16 protein-coding genes, 2 tRNA genes and 2 pseudogenes are annotated in these 20,572 nt (G+C 36.4%); 11 read left to right on the forward strand and 9 right to left on the reverse strand.

The features are described 5' to 3' along the window. Positions 1–571 precede the first annotated feature (571 nt). The 4 genes from map to WH390_RS09440 all read left to right on the forward strand — a co-directional run bounded on the left by map (position 572) and on the right by WH390_RS09440 (position 5,491). The gene (map, locus tag WH390_RS09425) at positions 572–1,369 is read left to right on the forward strand and encodes a type I methionyl aminopeptidase (RefSeq protein ID WP_032115720.1); all 798 of its coding nucleotides are present in this window, start codon (positions 572–574) and stop codon (positions 1,367–1,369) included. Positions 1,370–1,505: 136 nt separating this feature from the next. Next, positions 1,506–4,169 carry a bifunctional uridylyltransferase/uridylyl-removing protein GlnD gene (glnD, locus tag WH390_RS09430; protein WP_032115719.1) on the forward strand — a complete coding sequence of 888 codons (2,664 nt, stop codon included), beginning with the start codon at positions 1,506–1,508 and terminating at the stop codon, positions 4,167–4,169. A 26-nt stretch (positions 4,170–4,195) separates the two neighbouring features. Next, positions 4,196–5,020: a 2,3,4,5-tetrahydropyridine-2,6-dicarboxylate N-succinyltransferase gene (gene dapD, locus WH390_RS09435; protein ID WP_032115718.1), complete on the forward strand. Its 825-nt coding sequence runs from the start codon at positions 4,196–4,198 to the stop codon at positions 5,018–5,020. A 99-nt stretch (positions 5,021–5,119) separates the two neighbouring features. After that, positions 5,120–5,491, forward strand: coding sequence for a DUF3461 family protein (locus tag WH390_RS09440; RefSeq protein ID WP_310511270.1), 372 nt, complete (start codon positions 5,120–5,122; stop codon positions 5,489–5,491). 98 nt (positions 5,492–5,589) lie between these two features. On the opposite strand, the gene truC is transcribed toward WH390_RS09440, so the two are convergent. From truC to syd, 3 genes are all read right to left on the reverse strand, one after another. Next, the gene (truC, locus tag WH390_RS09445; RefSeq protein WP_032114565.1) at positions 5,590–6,345 is read right to left on the reverse strand and encodes a tRNA pseudouridine(65) synthase TruC; all 756 of its coding nucleotides are present in this window, start codon (positions 6,343–6,345) and stop codon (positions 5,590–5,592) included. Continuing rightward, positions 6,338–6,679 (reverse strand): YqcC family protein, encoded by a 342-nt coding sequence (locus WH390_RS09450; RefSeq protein ID WP_032114564.1) that lies wholly within the window; start codon positions 6,677–6,679, stop codon positions 6,338–6,340. Before WH390_RS09450 ends, truC begins: the two co-directional genes overlap by 8 nt. A 796-nt stretch (positions 6,680–7,475) precedes the next feature. Continuing rightward, entirely contained in the window at positions 7,476–8,039 is a 564-nt protein-coding gene (gene syd, locus WH390_RS09455) for a SecY-interacting protein (protein ID WP_032114563.1), read from the reverse strand. Positions 8,040–8,225: 186 nt separating this feature from the next. Here syd and queF point away from each other — a divergent pair, with 186 nt between their 5' ends. From queF to xni, 3 genes are read left to right on the forward strand one after another with little or no spacing between them, the layout of a single operon-like run. Continuing rightward, on the forward strand, positions 8,226–9,071 hold the full coding sequence (queF, locus tag WH390_RS09460; RefSeq protein WP_032114562.1) for an NADPH-dependent 7-cyano-7-deazaguanine reductase QueF: 846 nt from the start codon (positions 8,226–8,228) through the stop codon (positions 9,069–9,071). A gap of 10 nt (positions 9,072–9,081) precedes the next feature. After that, on the forward strand, positions 9,082–10,452 hold the full coding sequence (gene ppnN / locus WH390_RS09465) for a nucleotide 5'-monophosphate nucleosidase PpnN (RefSeq protein ID WP_032114561.1): 1,371 nt from the start codon (positions 9,082–9,084) through the stop codon (positions 10,450–10,452). A gap of 22 nt (positions 10,453–10,474) precedes the next feature. Next, positions 10,475–11,233 carry a flap endonuclease Xni gene (gene xni / locus WH390_RS09470; RefSeq protein WP_032114560.1) on the forward strand — a complete coding sequence of 253 codons (759 nt, stop codon included), beginning with the start codon at positions 10,475–10,477 and terminating at the stop codon, positions 11,231–11,233. 41 nt (positions 11,234–11,274) lie between these two features. Here the strand turns inward: xni and rlmM are convergent, their stop codons facing one another. The 3 genes and pseudogenes from rlmM to WH390_RS09485 all read right to left on the reverse strand — a co-directional run bounded on the left by rlmM (position 11,275) and on the right by WH390_RS09485 (position 13,733). After that, complete coding sequence (gene rlmM / locus WH390_RS09475; RefSeq protein ID WP_406850569.1) at positions 11,275–12,372, reverse strand: 23S rRNA (cytidine(2498)-2'-O)-methyltransferase RlmM; 1,098 nt, start codon at positions 12,370–12,372, stop codon at positions 11,275–11,277. Continuing rightward, positions 12,365–12,746: pseudogene (locus WH390_RS09480) on the reverse strand (DUF423 domain-containing protein). Before WH390_RS09480 ends, rlmM begins: the two are co-directional and overlap by 8 nt. 63 nt (positions 12,747–12,809) lie before the next feature. Then, positions 12,810–13,733, reverse strand: a complete 924-nt coding sequence (locus tag WH390_RS09485; protein WP_032114559.1) for a transcriptional regulator GcvA — start codon at positions 13,731–13,733, stop codon at positions 12,810–12,812. 705 nt (positions 13,734–14,438) lie between these two features. Between WH390_RS09485 and WH390_RS09490 the strand changes: the two are divergent. Further along, positions 14,439–15,115 (forward strand): annotated as a pseudogene (locus WH390_RS09490) (aminotransferase class V-fold PLP-dependent enzyme). A gap of 26 nt (positions 15,116–15,141) precedes the next feature. On the opposite strand, the gene tcdA reads toward WH390_RS09490, so the two are convergent. Continuing rightward, positions 15,142–15,945 carry a tRNA cyclic N6-threonylcarbamoyladenosine(37) synthase TcdA gene (gene tcdA, locus WH390_RS09495; protein ID WP_032114558.1) on the reverse strand — a complete coding sequence of 268 codons (804 nt, stop codon included), beginning with the start codon at positions 15,943–15,945 and terminating at the stop codon, positions 15,142–15,144. A gap of 526 nt (positions 15,946–16,471) precedes the next feature. On the opposite strand from tcdA, the gene WH390_RS09500 reads away from it, so the two are divergent. After that, a tRNA-Met gene (locus WH390_RS09500) sits at positions 16,472–16,548 on the forward strand. Between the two features lie 25 nt (positions 16,549–16,573). Next, positions 16,574–16,650: transfer RNA gene (locus tag WH390_RS09505), tRNA-Met, on the forward strand. 60 nt (positions 16,651–16,710) lie between these two features. On the opposite strand, the gene amiC is transcribed toward WH390_RS09505, so the two are convergent. Beyond that, entirely contained in the window at positions 16,711–17,961 is a 1,251-nt protein-coding gene (gene amiC / locus WH390_RS09510; RefSeq protein ID WP_032114557.1) for an N-acetylmuramoyl-L-alanine amidase AmiC, read from the reverse strand. A gap of 247 nt (positions 17,962–18,208) precedes the next feature. Here amiC and argA point away from each other — a divergent pair, with 247 nt between their 5' ends. Further along, the gene (argA, locus tag WH390_RS09515; RefSeq protein WP_032114556.1) at positions 18,209–19,537 is read left to right on the forward strand and encodes an amino-acid N-acetyltransferase; all 1,329 of its coding nucleotides are present in this window, start codon (positions 18,209–18,211) and stop codon (positions 19,535–19,537) included. Positions 19,538–19,710: 173 nt separating this feature from the next. Here the strand turns inward: argA and WH390_RS09520 are convergent, their stop codons facing one another. Next, positions 19,711–20,340 (reverse strand): hypothetical protein, encoded by a 630-nt coding sequence (locus tag WH390_RS09520; RefSeq protein ID WP_032114555.1) that lies wholly within the window; start codon positions 20,338–20,340, stop codon positions 19,711–19,713. Between the last annotated feature and the right edge of the window lie 232 nt (positions 20,341–20,572).

Genomic DNA, 20,572 nt, shown 5'->3' on the forward strand with positions numbered 1-20,572 from the left:
CCTCCACAGATCCCATTCCCCGACTCATTAGCTGTAGATTTTCCTACATAAGAGCACCCCGGAAAATGTGCCGATCTGTGTGTGTTATAACACAGTTAAGTTTATGTTAGAGCTAATCTATGTTTTTCTATTATAAAATACATAGAATGCCGGCGCGCTTTATATCATAAAATAACCAAAAACACCAGCTATAGTTATATTTTTCTACGCTTAAGTCATTTAGCTTAATAAAAAAATAACACCGACAATTAGTATTGCTTATTCAGAAATGAATAATATTCATTTCTGAATAAAATTTACTTTAACAATATTTTATTGTGTTCTATTGCTAATATCTTAATTTTTATGATTTTTTTACAGTTTACTAGTAATAATTCAATTTAAAATAACCAAACATTACTTTTTGGCTATTTTCATATTTAAAAAAAAATTGATATGTTAAGTCGTTAGTTGGCATAACTGCGCTTCGCTGCTAACATAACCGTCAACATACAGTATTTATATTTAATCAACATAATTGGCTGATAAGTGCATTTTTACTCATTTAAATCAGCATAAATAGGCAGAATTCATGGCTATCTCAATTAAAACGGAAGAAGATATTCAGAAAATGCGTATCGCCGGACATTTGGCGGCGGAAGTGTTAGAAATTATTGAACCTTACATAAAACCGGGCATTTCCACCGGTGAACTTGATCGCATCTGTCACTCACATATCGTCGAAAAACAGCAAGCTATCCCAGCCTGTTTAAATTATCATGGCTTTCCTAAATCTATCTGTACATCCGTTAATGATGTTATTTGTCATGGTATTCCGAGTGATGAAAAAATCTTAAAAGAAGGTGATATCATTAATATTGATGTCACCGTTATTAAAAATGGCTTCCATGGTGACACCTCCAAAATGTTTATTGTGGGCAAACCAACCATTCAAGGCGAACGGTTGTGTAAGGTAACACAAGAAAGCCTTTATCTTGCTTTAAAAATGGTCAAACCTGGTATTCGTTTACGGACGATAGGTCAGGCAATTCAGCAATTTGTTCAACAGCATCATTTTTCTGTCGTGCGCGAATATTGTGGCCATGGTATTGGTCGAGTCTTTCATGAAGAACCTCAAGTATTACATTACGATGCTGATGATGGTGGTGTGATACTGCAAAAAGGCATGACTTTTACTATCGAACCAATGGTAAATACCGGCGATCATCGTATTAGAACAATGAAAGATGGCTGGACAGTAAAAACAAAAGATCGAGGTTGGTCGGCACAATATGAACATACTTTAGCTGTCACCGACGATGGGTGTGAAATTTTTACCTTACGGAAAGAAGAAGAGCCATTTATTTCGGCTATATTAGTGAATAGATAATTTTCAGATTGGCCTCCATAATTTTGGAGGCTTTTACCTTAATGATATTGTTTTACTGCTTTTTATTGTCTATTCATACCATTTACTAGTGATCGCATAATCAGATCTCCTCCAGCAATTTCGCGGTTATAATACCATGATGAAAAGTAATCAGCCTGTCACCCTCGTCCTTGCGCTTGATAAATTATCTCAAGAGGATTTTACTTTACCTTTACTAAAACAACAGGTAGAGCGATTGCAAAAATGGTTAGAACAATCTTTCAAGGAGGGAGTTGCCGCCGCTGAACTTATTGCCGTCCGTAGCAATTATCTTGATAAGTTGCTCCAGCGTGTTTGGCAAATTAATCGTTTCGAGCTAATTCCCCAATTATCATTAATTGCCGTGGGTGGTTATGGCCGACAAGAATTACATCCACTGTCAGATATAGATTTATTAATTTTAAGTCAACATCCTTTAGCTACCGCTATCACCACTAAGATTGGTCAATTTATTACTCTACTGTGGGACTTGGGTTTTCAAGTTGGCCATAGTGTGCGCACATTAGAAGAATGTTTACAGGCAGGACAAACAGATCTGTCTATCGCAACTAATCTATTTGAATCAAGGTTAATTTGTGGCGATCAAGCTCTGTTTCTATCATTACAGCAAGCAATATATAGCGATAATTTTTGGCCGTCTGATAAATTTTTTGCTGCCAAACGTAGTGAACAACAGTTGCGTCACCAACGTTATCATAGTACCAGTTACAACCTTGAGCCAGATATCAAAAGTAGTCCCGGCGGTTTACGTGATATTCACATACTGTTATGGGTCGCACGCCGACATTTTGGTGCAACCACCATTGAGCAGACAGTTCATTTCGACTTTCTAAGTCAAGCAGAATATCGAGAATTAAAAATATGTTTAAATTTTTTGCTTCGTATTCGATTTGCGCTGCATTTAATGATAAAACGTTATGACAATCGCCTACTATTTGAACATCAATTAAATGTTGCCCGCTTACTTGGTTATCAAGGTAAAGACAATCAGCCCGTTGAGCAAATGATGAAAGACTATTATCGTGTCACACGACGTGTGCGAGAACTCAATAGCATGCTGCTACAACTGTTTGATGAAGCCATTCTTAGCGAAAAAAACCTAGCCGCACCACATAAACTTGGTAATCAATTTCAACTTAGAGGAAATCTCATCGATCTGATTGATAGCACTCTTTTCGATCGTCAACCCGCAGCCATATTGCAGCTATTTCATCAAATGGCCGAACAGGAAAATATTCAAGGAATATACTCAGCTACACTGCGTCAATTGCGTTTTGCTTGTCAAAAACTGACTAAACCTCTGTGTGAAATCCCAATTGCTCGTGAAATTTTTATTACTATTTTGCGCCACCCCAGAGCGGTAAAAGGTGCCATTGTACCCATGCACTTACACGATGTACTTAGTGCTTATACGCCAGTTTGGCAAAATATTGTTGGCCAAATGCAATTTGATCTTTTTCATACTTACACCGTCGATGAACATACTATTCGCGTATTACAAAAACTTGATCAATTTGCTGACCAAAATAATAGTCACCAACATCCTTTGTGCGTTGCCATTTATACCAAGCTTGCTCAGCCTGAAATTTTACGGCTGGCGGCTATGTTTCATGATATCGCTAAAGGCAGAAAAGGTGATCACTCTGAACTGGGCGCGGAAGATGCAAAACAATTTGCCCTAGCACACGGCCTATCTGAACATGATTCATCCTTAATTGCTTGGCTTGTACGTCAACATCTTTTGATGTCAGTGACCGCTCAACGGCGTGATATTCAAGATCCAATTGTTATTAAACAATTTGCCAGTGAAGTGAAATCAATAAACCGGCTGGATTATCTTTTGTGTCTAACTGTTGCCGATATATGTGCAACCAATAATAGCTTATGGAATAGCTGGAAACAGAGTCTATTAAAAGAGCTGTATCTATTAACTAAAAATCAATTAAATCAAGATACGCAAGCAATACCCACTTTACGTCAACGGATCCAATCCAATCGCTTGCAAGCGTTAACCCAGCTAGGCGAAAAAAATATTGATCAAGGTGAGCTGAAAAAATTATGGTCACGCTGCCATGCTGATTATTTTTTACGCCATACTCCCCAGCAACTTGCCTGGCACGCTAGCGCTTTATTAAAACACAATTTAAATGAACCATTAATACTGATCAGTACCGTATCTGTGCATGGTGGTACTGAAATTTTTATCTGGTGTCCAGATCGACCATCTCTATTTGCCGCGGTTGCTGGAGAACTTGATAGACGAAATCTTAATATCCATAGCGCCCAAATCTTTACTAACAAAGATAATATGACGATGGATACTTTTGTGGTATTAGATCCTAAAGGACAACCGTTGGCTCATGATCGCTATGAAAATATTCGCCAAGCCTTATTAAAAGTTATTAAGACCCCAAATAGCAAAACCTTGAAAACACGTAACGCCCATCATAGATTTCGCCATTTTAACGTACCAACTAAAGTACACTTTTTGCCCAATTTTAATGGCAGGCGGACTTATATGGAGCTTGTCGCCCTCGATCAACCCGGATTATTGGCACAGATCGGTAATATATTTACTGAAATGGCCGTGCTCTTACACGGAGCTAGGATCACAACGATTGGAGAAAGAGTTGAGGATTTGTTTGTACTTACTGATCAAAACAACCAGGCACTCGATCAAAATAGACAACATAAACTGGCAGAAAAATTGACCCAAGCCCTGACTGCAATAGATAAAGAAAATAGTAAACATGTTAAATAATTACAACCCAGAGGATGAGTAATTTTATGGAGCAACTTAAAACCATTATTGAAAATGCTTTTGAACATCGCGCAGAAATCACACCCGCGACGACCAATGTTCAACTAAGTGATGCAATCAATCAGGTGATCACTCAACTTGACAAAGGCCAGTTAAGAGTCGCTGAAAAGATAGATGGACAATGGACAACACATCAATGGCTTAAAAAAGCCGTGCTACTCTCTTTTCGTATCAATGATAATCGATTAATCGAAGGTGCAGAAAGCCGCTATTTTGACAAAGTAGCCATGAAATTTGCTGAGTATGATCATGCTCGTTTTCAACAAGAAGGATTTAGAGTTGTTCCACCAGCAACGGCTCGAAAAGGTGCGTTTATCGCCCGAAATACCGTTTTAATGCCATCTTACGTTAATATTGGTGCCTATATTGACGAAGGATCGATGATAGATACCTGGGCAACAGTTGGCTCTTGTGCGCAAATTGGTAAAAATGTTCACTTATCCGGTGGTGTTGGTATTGGTGGTGTGCTAGAACCCTTGCAAGCTAATCCAACTATTATCGAAGATAACTGTTTTATTGGTGCTCGCTCTGAAATTGTTGAAGGGGTCATTGTTGAAGAAGGCTCGGTTATCTCAATGGGCGTCTATATTGGCCAGAGCACCAAAATTTATGATAGGGAAAGCGGTGAAATTCTCTATGGCCGAATTCCAGCCGGCTCGGTCGTCGTCGCGGGTAATTTACCGGCCAAAAATGGCAACTACAGCCTATATTGCGCAGTGATTGTCAAAAAAGTCGATGACAAGACTAGAAAGAAAGTTGGCATTAATGAGTTACTAAGAACAATAGACTAAAATTTATCATAGCGGATTATCAATTGAATATCCGCTTAGCCTTATTATTATGCTAATCTGTAACAATTGTTAGATAACCTTATTCCGTTAGGTATTAATATGTATGATAACTTAAAAAGCTTAGGGATCACTCAACCTGAAGATATCGATCACTACACCCTTCGCCAAGAAGCAAATCATGACATTCTAAAGATTTATTTTCGCAAAGATAAAGATGAACACTATGCTAAAAGTGTAAAATTCAAATATCCGCTGCAACGAAAGCTGGTTAATCTAGATAACAATCTCAAAGAGATCAATGAAATTAATCTCCACCTACGTGATGTGATCGAAGAATTAAATCAAATTTGTCAACATGACCAAACCAACCATGATTTAAAAAGTAAAATATTAAATGATTTGTGCCATTTAGAATCTGTCGTAATCAGCAAAATTGCGGAAATTAAATCAGATTTAAAAAAACTTTCCTGAATAACTCACTGCTGCGTATTTATGCTAATACCAACTTACCGGTAGGCCAAATTTGTATTTTAAGCAGATAAACTCGCATAACCGTTTAACAATATAATTCATACCATCGATAAATGTTGACGCTCGAGTTCAGGCACTATACCTAACCAACCAAACTGTGATAGCAAATGCATCCAAGCATCATCCCACTTTGCAATTAGCTGCAATTTATCGCCTGTCATTGGGTGCTTAAAAGATAAATAACTCGCATGTAACATCAACCGGCTGCTGGCAAAATGGTGTGAAACACCGCGATTCTGGCGCAGATCACCATGGGTAGTATCACCAATGATGGGATGACGGATATGTGCCATATGGCGTCTTAATTGATGCTTGCGGCCGGTTATTGGTCTTAGAGCTAGCAGAGAGAAACGTGAAGTAGGATAACGACCTATCTCGATCGGACATTCAACCTTAGCCAACGGTGAATAATGAGTAATGCTCGGTTGAGGTTGACTTATTTTGCTGGCGTATTTATCAGCAATCTTATCTTTTTCCTCCGTCAGTGCATAATTAATAATATCAGCTTGATTAACATAACCTCGCACAATCGCATGATACTTTTTTTCGATTGTATGGTGTTCAAATTGCTGCGCTAAAAGACAAGCAACTTCACTCGAAAGCGCCATCAATAACGCCCCTGAAGTCGGTTTATCTAAACGATGAACAGGAAATACATGCTGACCAATTTGGTCACGCACTGTTTGCATAATAAAACGCGTTTCATGACGATCAAGCCAACTACGATGTACAAGCCATCCAGCAGGCTTATTTATTGCAATCAAATGTTGATCCTGATAAATCACTTCAAGCATTTGTTGAGTTACCTTGTGAAAAAACTTCATCTAACGCACGTAAATATTCCAATAATTGGTAATAACGACTTTCTCGTTCTTCTTGATAGATTTCTTCAAAATAGGGAGTAATAGCGAATGCCTTTGGCAAATCAATATGTTGTTCAATAAGCTTATATAGTTTTGGCAATAGTCCCCATTGCAACCATTCGTGTGCCGCCATGGTGTCTACAGCAAAAGGCAAATCAATAGCAAAAGCTTCCTCTGGCGGTGTGGTATTACTCCAAAGATTAAGGTTTTTCATTTCAACTTCAATGAGACGAAGTTTTTCAGCAACGATAAGATTAATATTCATTTCCTACACTAGTATCATAAGTAAAAACAAATGAATCATAACATTATTAGTTATCAAACAAAAAAGCAGCGCGTGATATTAATTTTATTACTCATTAGTAAATCTATATAAAATATTCAATCTATCTAAATTATAATCATTTAAATAAACTTACTAATTATACACAACATCACTGACTTATAGGGTTATATTACTATCCGCGACTGCAGCTAAAAACAATTTTTTGCAAAGCCATAGAACCATAAAAAAACCAGTCTATAAAATCGACTGGTTATATAATATGTAACGCTATTAAATAGAATATTTATGCATCCTGCATTATCAGCTTCCTGCTGAATGTATCTTCCTACTATTTACGAGGTAGTAATTTGTAAGCACTAATACTTATAATTCGTTATCCCTAACACTACCTTTCTTATTCCTCTATATTATTAAACATTTAATAATTTCAAAGTTAAAAAATAAACTAACATTCATCATTTATTATTAGTAACAATGACTAAATTTATTTCGCGCAATAAACGCCGGTTAAATCATTTCCATTTCTTATTTCGATTTATGGCACATTTGATAAATGCTAACTTATCGGCGGGCATAAGAATGTCGGATTTATCTGAGGAACACAAGAATAGAAAAAATAGTTTTTAATCATTTTTTTCCAATAATAACAGAATATTTTTTTATCCTACTGAAATAAAAAAATATTTCATCTCGCTTCATGGTTTAAAAAGCAATAAACGCAGATATAACTTACATAATTTGTAAGTTATATATCACAAAAAAATAAGTAAATATCTTAATCACATTGCTTTTTAATTACAGGAGTAAGTTGTTGTAAAAATTCAATCAGACTACCAGCTAAGACGCGACGTGTTGTTTGACCTAATGTTTCTAATATAACTTGGCCATTAATATTATCTACGGAAATAATTTCAAATTCAGAATCTAAACTTGCAATAAAGAGAGTTGGGGTCAGTCTACGTCTTTTTTGCGTAATTAAATGCCCAATTAAGTTTTCTTGTAAACGAGTAAAATCGGTCATATTCCATACTTGAATTAAATCAAGTTGTTGATCTTGAAATTTTACTCGCATATCAGCGGCTAATTGTGTTGTATAAAATTGGTGAATATTAGGATAAAAATGGATGTCTAACGCTTTTTCAACAGATTCTAACTTTTCATTTGGCAGCGGAAACGGTTTAGGTAACCAATAAACGACATCATCTTTGCTATATTCAATGCAAGGTGAAGGAATACTGTAAAAAGCATCACTCGCCGGTAAATCACCCGTCTGCTGTTGCCAATAAGCAATATAACGCTGTGTGAGTTCCGTTAATATCTGAAAAATCGTTACTTCCATGGTAAATTATTCTTATTGGTAACTAATTATAGGAATAAATCATTCTAATATATAAAAGTATCATTAGGTATTATTATCTATCTGCTCAATTTGTTGTTAAGCTATACATTAAACAACAAACTTACTCTAATATATTGATTATGCTAGCAACTATCTTACTGATTTTCTATTTTAGGAAGGGACTACATGCCACTTGATCAAGATAATGGTGAGCTACAACACCTAACTCTCGGAAAAAAAACCGAATATCAAGATAACTATGCACCTCATCTACTACAAGCGGTTCCTCGTCGCCTAAATCGACAACCTTTAGGGTTATCATCAGACAGATTGCCTTTCCATGGCGCAGACATTTGGACACTCTATGAGCTTTCATGGCTAAACAGTCGAGGAGTTCCTCAAGTGGCTATCGGCCATGTTACCATTAATGCTAATAGCATAAATCTGATTGAATCTAAAAGTTTTAAACTCTATCTAAATAGTTTCAATCAAACCCAATTTATTAGCTGGCAAGAAGTTGAAAAACAACTAACCCAAGATTTGACTGCATGCGCTGCAGGAGAAGTGACAGTAAAATTACAGCCACTCACCATGTTCGCTAATCAAACTATTCATAATCTGTCTGGTGAATGTATTGATGAGCAAGAGATAGAAATTACTGATTATGAATTTAATCGTGATTATCTTAACAACGCAACCACGAATATAAAGGCAGAGGAAACATTAGTTAGCCATCTGCTAAAATCTAATTGCTTAATTACTAACCAACCTGACTGGGGTTCAATACAAATTCATTATTGTGGCGCTAAAATTGATAGAGAAAAACTACTCCGTTATTTAGTCTCTTTCAGACACCATAACGAATTTCATGAACAATGTGTCGAGCGAATATTCAATGATATTCTTCAGCTATGTCAACCCGATAAATTAAGCGTTTATGCCCGTTATACACGTCGGGGCGGCTTGGACATCAATCCTTGGCGTAGTAATGAGAGTTTTCAGCCAACAATGATGCGATTAGCACGGCAGTAAGGAGTTTAAATTGATAACACATGTCAGCCCGTTAGGCTCAATGGATCTACTATCTCAAATTGAAGTTAGTATCCTTAAACGCACTGCCAGTAGCGATCTTTATCAGCTATTTAGAAACTGCTCCTTAGCTGTACTTAATTCAGGTAGCAAGACAGATAATAGTAAAGAATTAATCGCTAAATATCCCAATTTTGATATCAATGTTCTACAACGTGAGCGCGGTGTCAAACTGGAATTAATTAACCCGCCTGAAAAAGCTTTTGTCGATGGCAGAATTATCCGTTCACTACAAGCAAACTTATTTTCTGTGTTAAGAGATATTCTTTTTGTTCATACCCAGATTATTTCAGCAGAAAAACTGCTGGCATTAAGTCTGCATGACAGCATCAGTATCACTAATATTATTTTTACCATTCTGCGTAATGCCCGCGCACTACATCTCGATGAAGATCCGAATACTATTGTTTGCTGGGGAGGCCATTCAATAAATGAAATTGAATATCTTTATGCCCGCAAGGTTGGAAATGAATTAGGATTACGTGAATTAAATATTTGCACTGGCTGTGGCCCTGGCGCAATGGAAGCGCCGATGAAAGGTGCCGCAGTATGCCATGCACAACAGCGTTATAAAAATGGCCGCTTTCTTGGTTTAACTGAACCTTCCATTATCGCTGCTGAGCCACCTAACCCTCTAGTTAATGAACTTGTTATCATGCCAGATATTGAAAAACGCCTTGAAGCATTTGTTCGAGTTGCTCATGGTATCATTATCTTTCCTGGCGGTGCTGGTACTACAGAGGAACTACTTTATTTATTGGGAATTTTAATGGATCCTGCCAATAATAATCAGGCATTACCATTAATTTTAACTGGCCCAAAAGAGAGCCAAGCCTATTTTGACACCCTCGATGATTTCATTAAGCATACCCTCGGTGAACAGGCCTGCAATTATTATCAGATTATTATTGATGATCCAGCAGCTGTAGAACGTGAAATGAAAAAACAGATGCCACAAGTCAAAGAAAATCGTCTCAATACTGGTGATGCCTATAGCTTTAATTGGTCAATAAAAGTTAATTCAGAATTACAAAAACCCTTTACACCAACCCATGATAATATGGCAAAACTTAACCTATTTTGTGATCCAAAACAGCCGGAAAAATTGGCCGCTAACTTACGACGAGCCTTTTCGGGGATTGTTGCCGGTAATGTGAAAGAAGTAGGTATGAAAGAAATTGAAAAGCATGGCCCCTATAAACTTCATGGTGATGCCCAAATTATGGCTCATATGGATACATTATTACGAGGGTTTGTTAGTCAACATAGAATGAAACTACCTAGCAAGGCAGCCTATATACCCTGCTATGAAATTATTAAATAACTGACAAGACTATGCACAAAAAATTATGATCCACTTACTTATTGTTGATGCTTTAAATCTAATCAGACGAATTCATGCTGTTCAAGGAAGCCCTTGCGAACAAGCTTGCGTTTCAACTCTTCGCCAGCTAATTAACCATACTTCGCCTACCCACGCTGTAGCAATATTCGATAACAAAGAACATCAGACAAATAACTGGCGGCAACAACTTTTACCTCAATACAAAGCTGGCAGACAAGCAATGCCAGATGATCTTTATCACGAAATAAAAAACCTTGAAATCGCATTTAAGGCGCAAGGATTAGCTTGTTGGCATGCCATCGAAAATGAAGCTGACGATCTGGCGGCAACGTTAGCAATTAAAGTGGCCACCGCTGGCTATCGTGTTACCATCATTTCAACAGATAAAGGTTATTGTCAGCTACTTTCATCATCGATCTATATTCGTGATTATTTTCAAAAACGTTGGCTTGATTTATCCTTTGTTAATAAAGAGTTTGGGGTTAAACCTGAACAGCTGCAGGATTATTGGGGACTAACTGGCATAAATAGTAGTAAAATCCCTGGCATAACCGGCATTGGCCCTAAAACAGCAGCAACTTTACTTCAGCAATATCCCACATTAGAGGCCATTTTTGCTAATATCCATTCCTTACCCGAAAAATGGCGTAAACGGATTGAACCGGCGCAAAAAATAGCCTTTATTAGCCGACAGGTTGCCTCTCTCAAAACCGATCTACAGTTAAATGGAAATTTACAACAACTCAGATTTACGCCATAACACAATGAAAAATAAAAATTTTATTGTTAATCACTGTTCTTCTAATCCCGCTCTGGTATAGAGGCTGACCAAACTCGTCTTATATGTACCGTGATCTCTTCGCGATCATGGTAGAGTTGCTTCGCTTGGATTTGAGCATTAATACCATTTTCGTTTAGTGTCTGTGATATTTTGTTCAAAATTGATGAAACCTCTTGATAACGTTTTTTCATCGGTAGCTTTAAATTAAATATCGCTTCCCGGCACCAGCCTTTTAACAACCAATCTGTTATCAAAGCAGCAACTTTTGCCGGTTTTTCAACCATATCACACACCAACCAACTAATATTCTTAGTGTGTGGAGTAAATTTAAAACCATCAGTTCGATAATGCCGTACCTGACCTGTTTGCATTAAACTCTCGGCCATTGATCCATTATCAACCGCATCGACCATCATACTGCGCTTCACTAATTGATAGGTCCATCCGCCTGGACAAGCACCCAGATCAACAGCCTTCATACCCGATGCTAAACGCTCTTCCCACTCATCATAAGGAATAAATAGATGAAATGCTTCTTCCAGTTTTAATGTTGAACGACTTGGCGCATCCGCTGGCAGTTTTAACCGCGGGATCCCCATAAAAAAAGGTGAATTGTTATTTGCATAAGAATAGCCAACATAGCAACAGCCGGCAGCAATAAAAAATACATGTATAACCGGACGTTGATAGTTTTCTTTCAGCAACAATATTTTTTGTTGACGAAGCGCATGACGTAAAGGCACAGTAAATTTACGGCAAAATTTCAGTAGCTCTTTACTCTCATTCGTATCCGGCACTTCAACTCGTAACTCACCAGCTCGTTCAACCACACCTTGCAATAACGCAACAATCGGTGATACGCGATCGTTCGATGGCAAATCTTTCAATAACTGGCTAACAACCACTAGTTGACGAGCAAATATTAATGTACCAAAGGGTATATCTTTAGCTAGACGATCTGCATCAGTAGGCTGATAACATTCAAATAAAACATAACCGCTATTATCTTTTACTTTAGCATAGCCATAAACGCCGATCTGGGTAGCCTTATCAGTAATTTCTGCCGCACACTCTTTTTCAAATCCTGAACGACAATATAAAATAATATTATTATTCATGACGTATTGTTGGATTCCTAAGCCGAGTTGCACCAATAACAATTAATATCCAGCCAATTAAAAAGCAAAAACCGCCTACTGGTGCCAAATGGGCAAAATATTTTGCTTGTAAAAGTGCCATACAATAAAAACTGCCACTGAACAATAAAATACCTATACTGAAGAAAATTCCCCCCCCAATAAAACCATAAAATAACTTTACGCAATAAGATAGCGCCTAATATCATAAGAACTAAAGTATGCATTGACTGATAACGTAAACCAATACGAATCCATTCTATTTGATCATGGTTTAGTAGAGGTGATAATAAATGTGAACCTATTGCGCCAAATGCGACACAAAAAAATCCACTAATTCCTGAAAATATCAACATTAAACGAGCATTCACGTTAATATCCTTTTTTTTTTAAATTAATTATTTTACTTGCCATATAGTTTACAACTCACCGGTAACAAATCCCCATTTTTGCTGCTCGCTAGCTGCTTTTGCGAGGATCCATTGACGAAATGCAGCAATCTTACCTAACTCCGCTTGATTATCATGACAAACTAAATAGAAAGCTTTTTTACTGACTAAAACATCATTAAACGGACATACCAAACGACCGGTATCAAGTTCATTTTTTGTCATAACGTTATTAATCAAGGCGATTCCTTGACCATGAATTGCGGCTTGAATAACCATAGCACTATGACTGAAAATGGGTCCTTGTTCTACGTTAATAATATCTTGTAATGATAATTGACGTGCATAAGCTTGCCAATCACGTCGAGAAGAATCATGTAGCAATGTATGATGAATCAAATCTTGCGGTTTTTTCAATGGGTAACGCCCCGCTAATAAGGCTGGCGCACAGACTGGTATTAAGTATTCCGCATACAAACGATCTGTTCTTAAGCCTGGCCAATTACCATAACCATAAAAGATTGCCACATCAACATCATCAGCCATTTTAGCTCCCTCGTGATCAACAGCCTGAATGCGCACATCGATATCAGGATAAGCACGATTAAAACTCGATAGGCGCGGCACTAACCATTGAATAGCAAAACTTGGTAATAAACTGACGGTTAATGCTCCCTTTGCACTGAGAGCCTGTAGTTTCCGAGTAGCTTCGCGTAACGAAGAAAAAATTTCTTTAATATCTAAATAATAACTTTGCCCTTCTTCAGTCAATAATAATGAACGATTACGCCGACGAAATAATTTCAAACCCAAGAAATTTTCCAAACCTTTTATTTGATGACTTATTGCAGCCTGAGTAACAAAAAGCTCCTCTGCTGCTTTAGTAAAACTTAAATGGCGTGCTGCCGCATCAAATACCCTTAATGCATTAAGAGGAGGCATACATTTTGACATGATCGCGTCTTACTCATCCTTATATATCCATTAGTTTTTATAATCTGAAGCATTATAAATTGTCCATTGTAGAGAAACCAGTATATGTCTATAGTAAGGCTGCTTCCTAGGCCTGAATGAATCGCTAAGCAGTTAATTTATTTAAAGTTCTTGGCTTTATGGTTGTGATGTTGTGTTTACAAATTATCTGGTTTTTCCAGGTTGAGTAGTTAATACTACTATTTTCACTCCTATACATTTACCTTGTCTGTCCATAGTTATTTTAATGCGCCGCAATAAATTGCGGCGTTTTTTTATATTCGCTAAATAAATATCTTTCTCATCGCCGAATATAATCGGAAGATATACATATGATACTGATAGAATAGATATTATTAATCAGGACTAATACTACTTTTCTAATTTAAATAAATATAACAAACCTTATGAAAAAGATCATTTAGGACAAGATAAAATTGTAATAATTACACAATATAGATCCTAAATATTCTGATAGCTGTGGTTTTCATGACAAAAACATTTTCTATAACACAATTTCGCCAATATTTTCCTGCTACTCAATAACAAAACAAAACTATTTTTCTAAACAGCGCAGCAATATCCCTTAAGCCCAAGAGTATGATCGCGGCAACGGTTGATTACTAATAACATATTAATACGTCCGTTGATCGAGGCCAACATCCTACAGCACAAACAACAACACATATTTATGAACAAACTGGCAAGAAAGTTGCTGAACTTATCAATACCAATCTAGCCGAGGAAATTATTTGGACAAAAGGTAGTACTGAATCGATTAATTTTATTACACAAGGCTATTTTCGTGCTCGCCTGCAACCTAATGACGAAATAATTGTTAGCGAAATTGAACATCATGCCAATTTGATCCCATGGTTGATAATGGCTGAACAGACTGATGCTAAAGTCGTTAAATGGCCCTTATAAGAACTTAAACAACTGTAAATTAAACACCTAACAACACTTATTAACACAAAAACTCGGATCATTGCCATTAGCTAAATGTCGAATGTTACCGGTGAATAACCCGATATTCAGGCTATCACTCGGCTAGCTTATCAACATAATATTTTAGTCATGGTTGATGGTACACAAGGTATTGTGCATCGTGGTATTGATGTACAAGCTTTAGACATTGATTTTTTTGTCTTCTCAGCCCATAAACTGTATGACTCAATAGGATTAGGTATCTGTATCAATTTGAAGCAGGTACGCCAAATATTGCCGGAGTGTTGGCGTTCAACACTGTTATAGACTGGATGAAAGCCATTAATTGGCAACAAGCTGAAAATTACGCTATTGCCTTAACAGATTATACTGAAAATCAACTCGCTAAATTGCCCAAAACGAGCTTTGATCGCTAATAATTAAAAAAATTATTTCATACTTTTTAGCTAGCTATCATTTTACGCTGCAATTTTTTTAATACATGAGAAACAGCAATAAAACCAAAACTAGCAGTTACCATTGTTGCCGCACCCAAACCAGCGGCGCAATCCATACGCATTGTTCCTCCGGCATTACTTTTAGCCTTACAAACGGTTCCATCACTTTGTGGGTAAACTAACTGTTCGGTTGAGAAAACACAGTCAATACCCAATTTACCTTTACTATTTTTAACTATTTTAAAATCACTTTTTAATCTTTCACGTAATTTTGCTGCTAAGGGATCATGGATCGTTTTTGCTAAATCTTTGACTTGGATCTGTGTCGGATCAATTTGCCCACCAGCCCCTCCCGTTGTGACGACAGGTATTTTATGACGGCGACAATAAGCTAATAAAGCAGCTTTAGGCCGCATGCTATCAATAGCATCAATCACATAATCAAATTGAATAGATATCAACTCAGCTAGATTGCTGGCCGAGACAAAATCATCAATAATATTAACTTGACACTCAGGGTTAATTTGCAAAATACGTGATTTCATCACTTCAACTTTTGATTGACCAATAGTGTCGCTTAATGCATTCAATTGTCGATTAATATTTGTCACGCACACATCATCCAGATCAATCAGAGTAATAGTGCCGATCCCGGTTCTTGCTAATGCTTCCGCTGCCCATGAGCCTACGCCGCCAATACCAACAACACAAATGTGAGAACGAGCAAAAAGCATTAATGCTTTTTGACCATAGAGGCGGCCAATACCTGCGAAGCGCCGCAACCAAGCATCTGAAAGAAGTAATTGCATGTCTAACCTTAGCTAACAAAAATAGTGTGTTCACCAATAATAAAAAAGAAACTAATTTATTAATTCAAATCCTGATTAATCTATTATGATAACAAAAACTAATTCGTTATCTATTCATCTGCATGGCATAGTCAATCATGTGATAACGACTAGAGCATATTATCTGTATCATACTTATCAACTGAATTGCATCTTATTCTGTATTTTTAAATTAGCAATAAATTATACCCTACCCCATTTGATAAGATAATTTCCGATAAAATATTTTACTGATTTAAGCTAATCATTAAATAACTATTTTTATATGACCATTAAAAAAGTTATGAATTTATGTTTGTTGATTACATATTTCGCTATCGATTTTTTGCTGACAAAGTATATCAATAAGCATGATTGCTAATTTGCATAAAAGAACAAAAAACAATCATCAAGTCTCTTTTATGTACAAAATATAAAAAAATATCGCAATATTTAAGAAAAAAACTTGCATCGGATCTGATCCTGAGTATAGTGAGCCGCTATCGGACGCGGGATGGAGCAGCTTGGTAGCTCGTCGGGCTCATAACCCGAAGGTCGTCGGTTCAAATCCGGCTCCCGCAACCAATATAAAAACCTTAATCATTTCAGACGCGGGGTGGAGCAGCTTGGTAGCTCGTCGGGCTCATAACCCGAAGGTCGTCGGTTCAAATCCGGCCCCCGCAACCACCTTTCATTCAATATCAAATTAGTTTCCCAACAGGACTATTATCTATCTAATTAACTCACTTAACGCAAAGCCAATTTTCCGCCGTTGTCGAAATAAGCTTTAATACCCCGAAAAATGGATTCTGCCATCTGCTGTTGGAATTTTGCTGTCTTTAGTTTTCGCTCTTCTTCAATATTACTGATAAAAGCAGTTTCAACTAGAATTGACGGGATGTCTGGTGCCTTTAATACCGCAAAACCCGCTTGATCAACAATGTTTTTATGCAATTTGTTAACGTTACCCATCCGTTTAAGCACTTCTGTCCCAAATTTCAAACTATCATTAATAGTCGCCGTCTGAACTAAATCAAACATGGTGTGATCAAGATATTTATCACCACTTTTACTGACACCACCAACCAGATCGGCCTCATTCTGTGTTTGAGCTAAATAACGGGCGGTATTACTGGTTGCTCCTTTGGTCGATAATGCAAATACTGAGGAACCTCTCGCCTTACGATTAGTAAAGGCATCAGCGTGAATAGAAACAAATAAATCAGCTTGCATTTTCCGCGCTTTTGCAACTCGCACTTTTAAAGGAATAAAAACATCTTCATTACGAGTCATATAAACTTTCATCTTGGGTTCACGATTAATTAATATTTTTAATCTACGTGCAATTTGCAATACGATATCTTTTTCCCGCGTTTTATATTTTCCTATAGCACCAGGATCTTCTCCACCATGACCAGGATCGATCATGATGATAATTGGCCTATCTCTCCCGGCTTTACCCGCTGGCTTTTTCGCTTTAACCGGCAACGTATTATCCAATTTACCTTTGTTATAATCTTCTAATAGCGCTAACAACGGATCATCATCAGTATAAACACCTGAAGCAGGATAAAAATCAACCACTAAACGATGTTTAAAACCAGCAACAGGCGCAATAGTAAACATTTGAGGTTCAACATGAGTTTTTACTTCAAAAACTAAGCGAACCGTTTTTTGATCAAATTGGCCTACTCTGACTAATTTTAAATAAGGATCACGTGAACTGATTTGCTGGCTAATGCCCTGCAACACACTATTTAACTGCATATTTTCTAAATCAACAACAATACGATCAGGCCCAGATAAAGCAAATTGACGATATTTTAAAGCAATATTCGATTCTAACGTTACTCGGGTATAACTAGAGGCAGGCCAGATACGAATAGCAACTATACTTGAAGATGAAGCTAGCCCGAATGGACTAATACTTAACAGCATAGTAGCCACTGCACCTTGCAGAAGACGTCGTCTTGAAAAACCGTGATTTGAATGATCCATCGAAAAATCCACTTAAAGCATCAAATAATTATAAACCGCTCAATATTATCAACAACAAAAAAATAACTATAGAAAACTTTAACCAATCATTAATGAGCTGTCATTAATAAATTGCTCTTTATGAATAATTAGCTACTAATATATTCTGAAGCAATAATGATGATTTTTCATGCATTTCTTCTTGCTATTTTGTGTCAAAAATCATAAAAATACTTTCATTAAGAACAGTCATTTATATGAGGAACATATGAAAGGACGTCGTACTGATTTAGTTAATGGATTTCGCCACTCTGTTCCCTATATTAATATACATCGCGATAAAACTTTTGTTATTACATTAAACGGTAACGCTATCGCAGATAAAAATTTTGCTCATATCATTAGCGATATCGGTTTATTACACAGTCTGGGTATTCGGCTAGTTATTGTTTATGGCATACGCCCACAGATAGATAAAAAACTCATAAACCAACAATATCCGATAATCTACCATAAAAATATTCGCGTCACTGATGCAAATACCCTAGAGTTAGCTAAACAAATATCGGGGACATTACAATTAGATATTACTGCTCTGTTATCAATGAGTCTCAACAATACGCCATTGCAAAGTGCCCATATAAATGTCGTCAGTGGTAATTTTATTATTGCTCAACCTTTAGGGATTGACGATGGTGTTGATTATTGCCATAGCGGAGGTATACGAAGAATCGATGAAGTATCCATCAACCATCATTTAAAAAACGGCTCCATTGTATTAATTAGCCCAATTGCTGTTTCGGTCACCGGAGAAAGTTTTAATTTGTCGACAGAAACAATCGCAACACAATTGGCAATAAAATTAAAAGCAGAAAAATTAATTGGATTTTGCTCTTCACAAGGAATTAGTGATAAAAATGGCAATATATTATCGGAACTCTCGCCGAATGAAGCTGAAAAGTATATTGCTGAATTGGAAAAACAGCCAAATAATCATTCTGACATACTGCATTTTTTATATAGCGCAATTAAAGCATGCCGGCAAGGTGTTCGTCGCAGCCATTTGATAAGCTATCAAGAGAATGGTGCTTTATTACAAGAACTTTTCTCTCATGAAGGTATCGGTAGCCAAATTATCATGGAAAATTGTGAACAAATTCGTCGAGCTAATATCAATGATATTGCAGGAATATTAGAATTAATTCAACCGTTGGAACAGCAAGGAATATTAATTTGCCGTTCACGTGAACAATTAGAAATAGAAATTGACAAATTTACTATCATCGAGCGAGAAAATATGATCATCGCTTGCGTAGCACTTTATGACTATTTAGAAGAAAAGTCTGGAGAAATGGCTTGCCTGGCTGTACATCCTGATTATCGTAATTTATCAAGGGGTGAAAAACTGCTTAAACACATTACTCTACAAGCCAATAATTTAAATTTAGAAAAACTTTTTGTATTAACAACCCGAAGTACTCACTGGTTTCTAGAAAGAGGATTTTTTCCAGCAAAAGTTGATATGTTGCCAATAAAAAAACAAGCGCTTTATAATTATCAACGATGCTCAAAAATTTTAATACTTAATATTAATTAAATACCATAAAATTAATTAAAAATTTAATTAATAAACCCAATTACAATAAAAAATGCACTATTTAAATAAATAACGTTTTCTATTACTCTTAAGCAAAAAACAAAAAATATCGGCTCCTCTCTATTTAACGAAGAGAAGAGCCGAAAATAAAATAACGGTTAATTAATTATTTTTTATTGCTGCTGCAAGTGGTGCGGCTGCTTTTGATATAAACCATCACGCACATTCCACATAGTTGAAAAATGCTTAACCATTGTACTGTCGGTCGCTCCCCCATTTTTAGCCACACTACCAATATTTAATGCCTGAGCATAGACTGTCGAGTCCAAAGGAGTACTAGGAGCAACTGATAGAAGACTCTTCACAAAACCTATCCCTCTATATTTAATTGCCGCTTTTTGGTCATCACTTTGATTTTCTATAGAAGAATTTTCTACAGGAAAAGCTCCACAAATGTTATTAGTCTTAATTTTTGCGTGGTCTATTTGTACCTCTATATCAGTGGTTGAAAAATCATTAACAATCCCGACAGCTAATCCAGCGCGATAAAACCTATCAGCTTGCTCAGTAGATTGAGATGTATTGGCAATAATTAGAAGATCTTCATTACTTTTAATTACCTCAAATAAATCATTTTCCTTTTCTTTTACCGCAAGTAGATCGATACTAGAATTTCCTACTGTTTTTAATTGAGAGCTAAGTTTATTCTCTGTATTCGTAGTCGTATCCATTTGCGCAGAAGCAACCTGTTGATTAACTATTTGAGATGAATAATTCCCAATCTGAGATGTTGAATTTAACATTTTATTTGTATCCTCCCATTGAATAAGAATAAATCGCAAAGATATTTTGCAGCATCTCAAATATCAATCATTTATACTTCTAAAAAACAATCAATAGCAGAATTAAAATAATTGATAGCAATAAGTTACTAATTAATTAAAGCAAAAACTAAAGTTATATATCGCAATACTTCAATTCAGTTCGCTACAATTAAATATTTATTATTTTTTACTTTTATCGCTATTAATAATA

Source organism: Candidatus Arsenophonus nilaparvatae (assembly GCF_045346035.1).
GTDB lineage: Bacteria > Pseudomonadota > Gammaproteobacteria > Enterobacterales > Enterobacteriaceae > Arsenophonus > Arsenophonus nilaparvatae.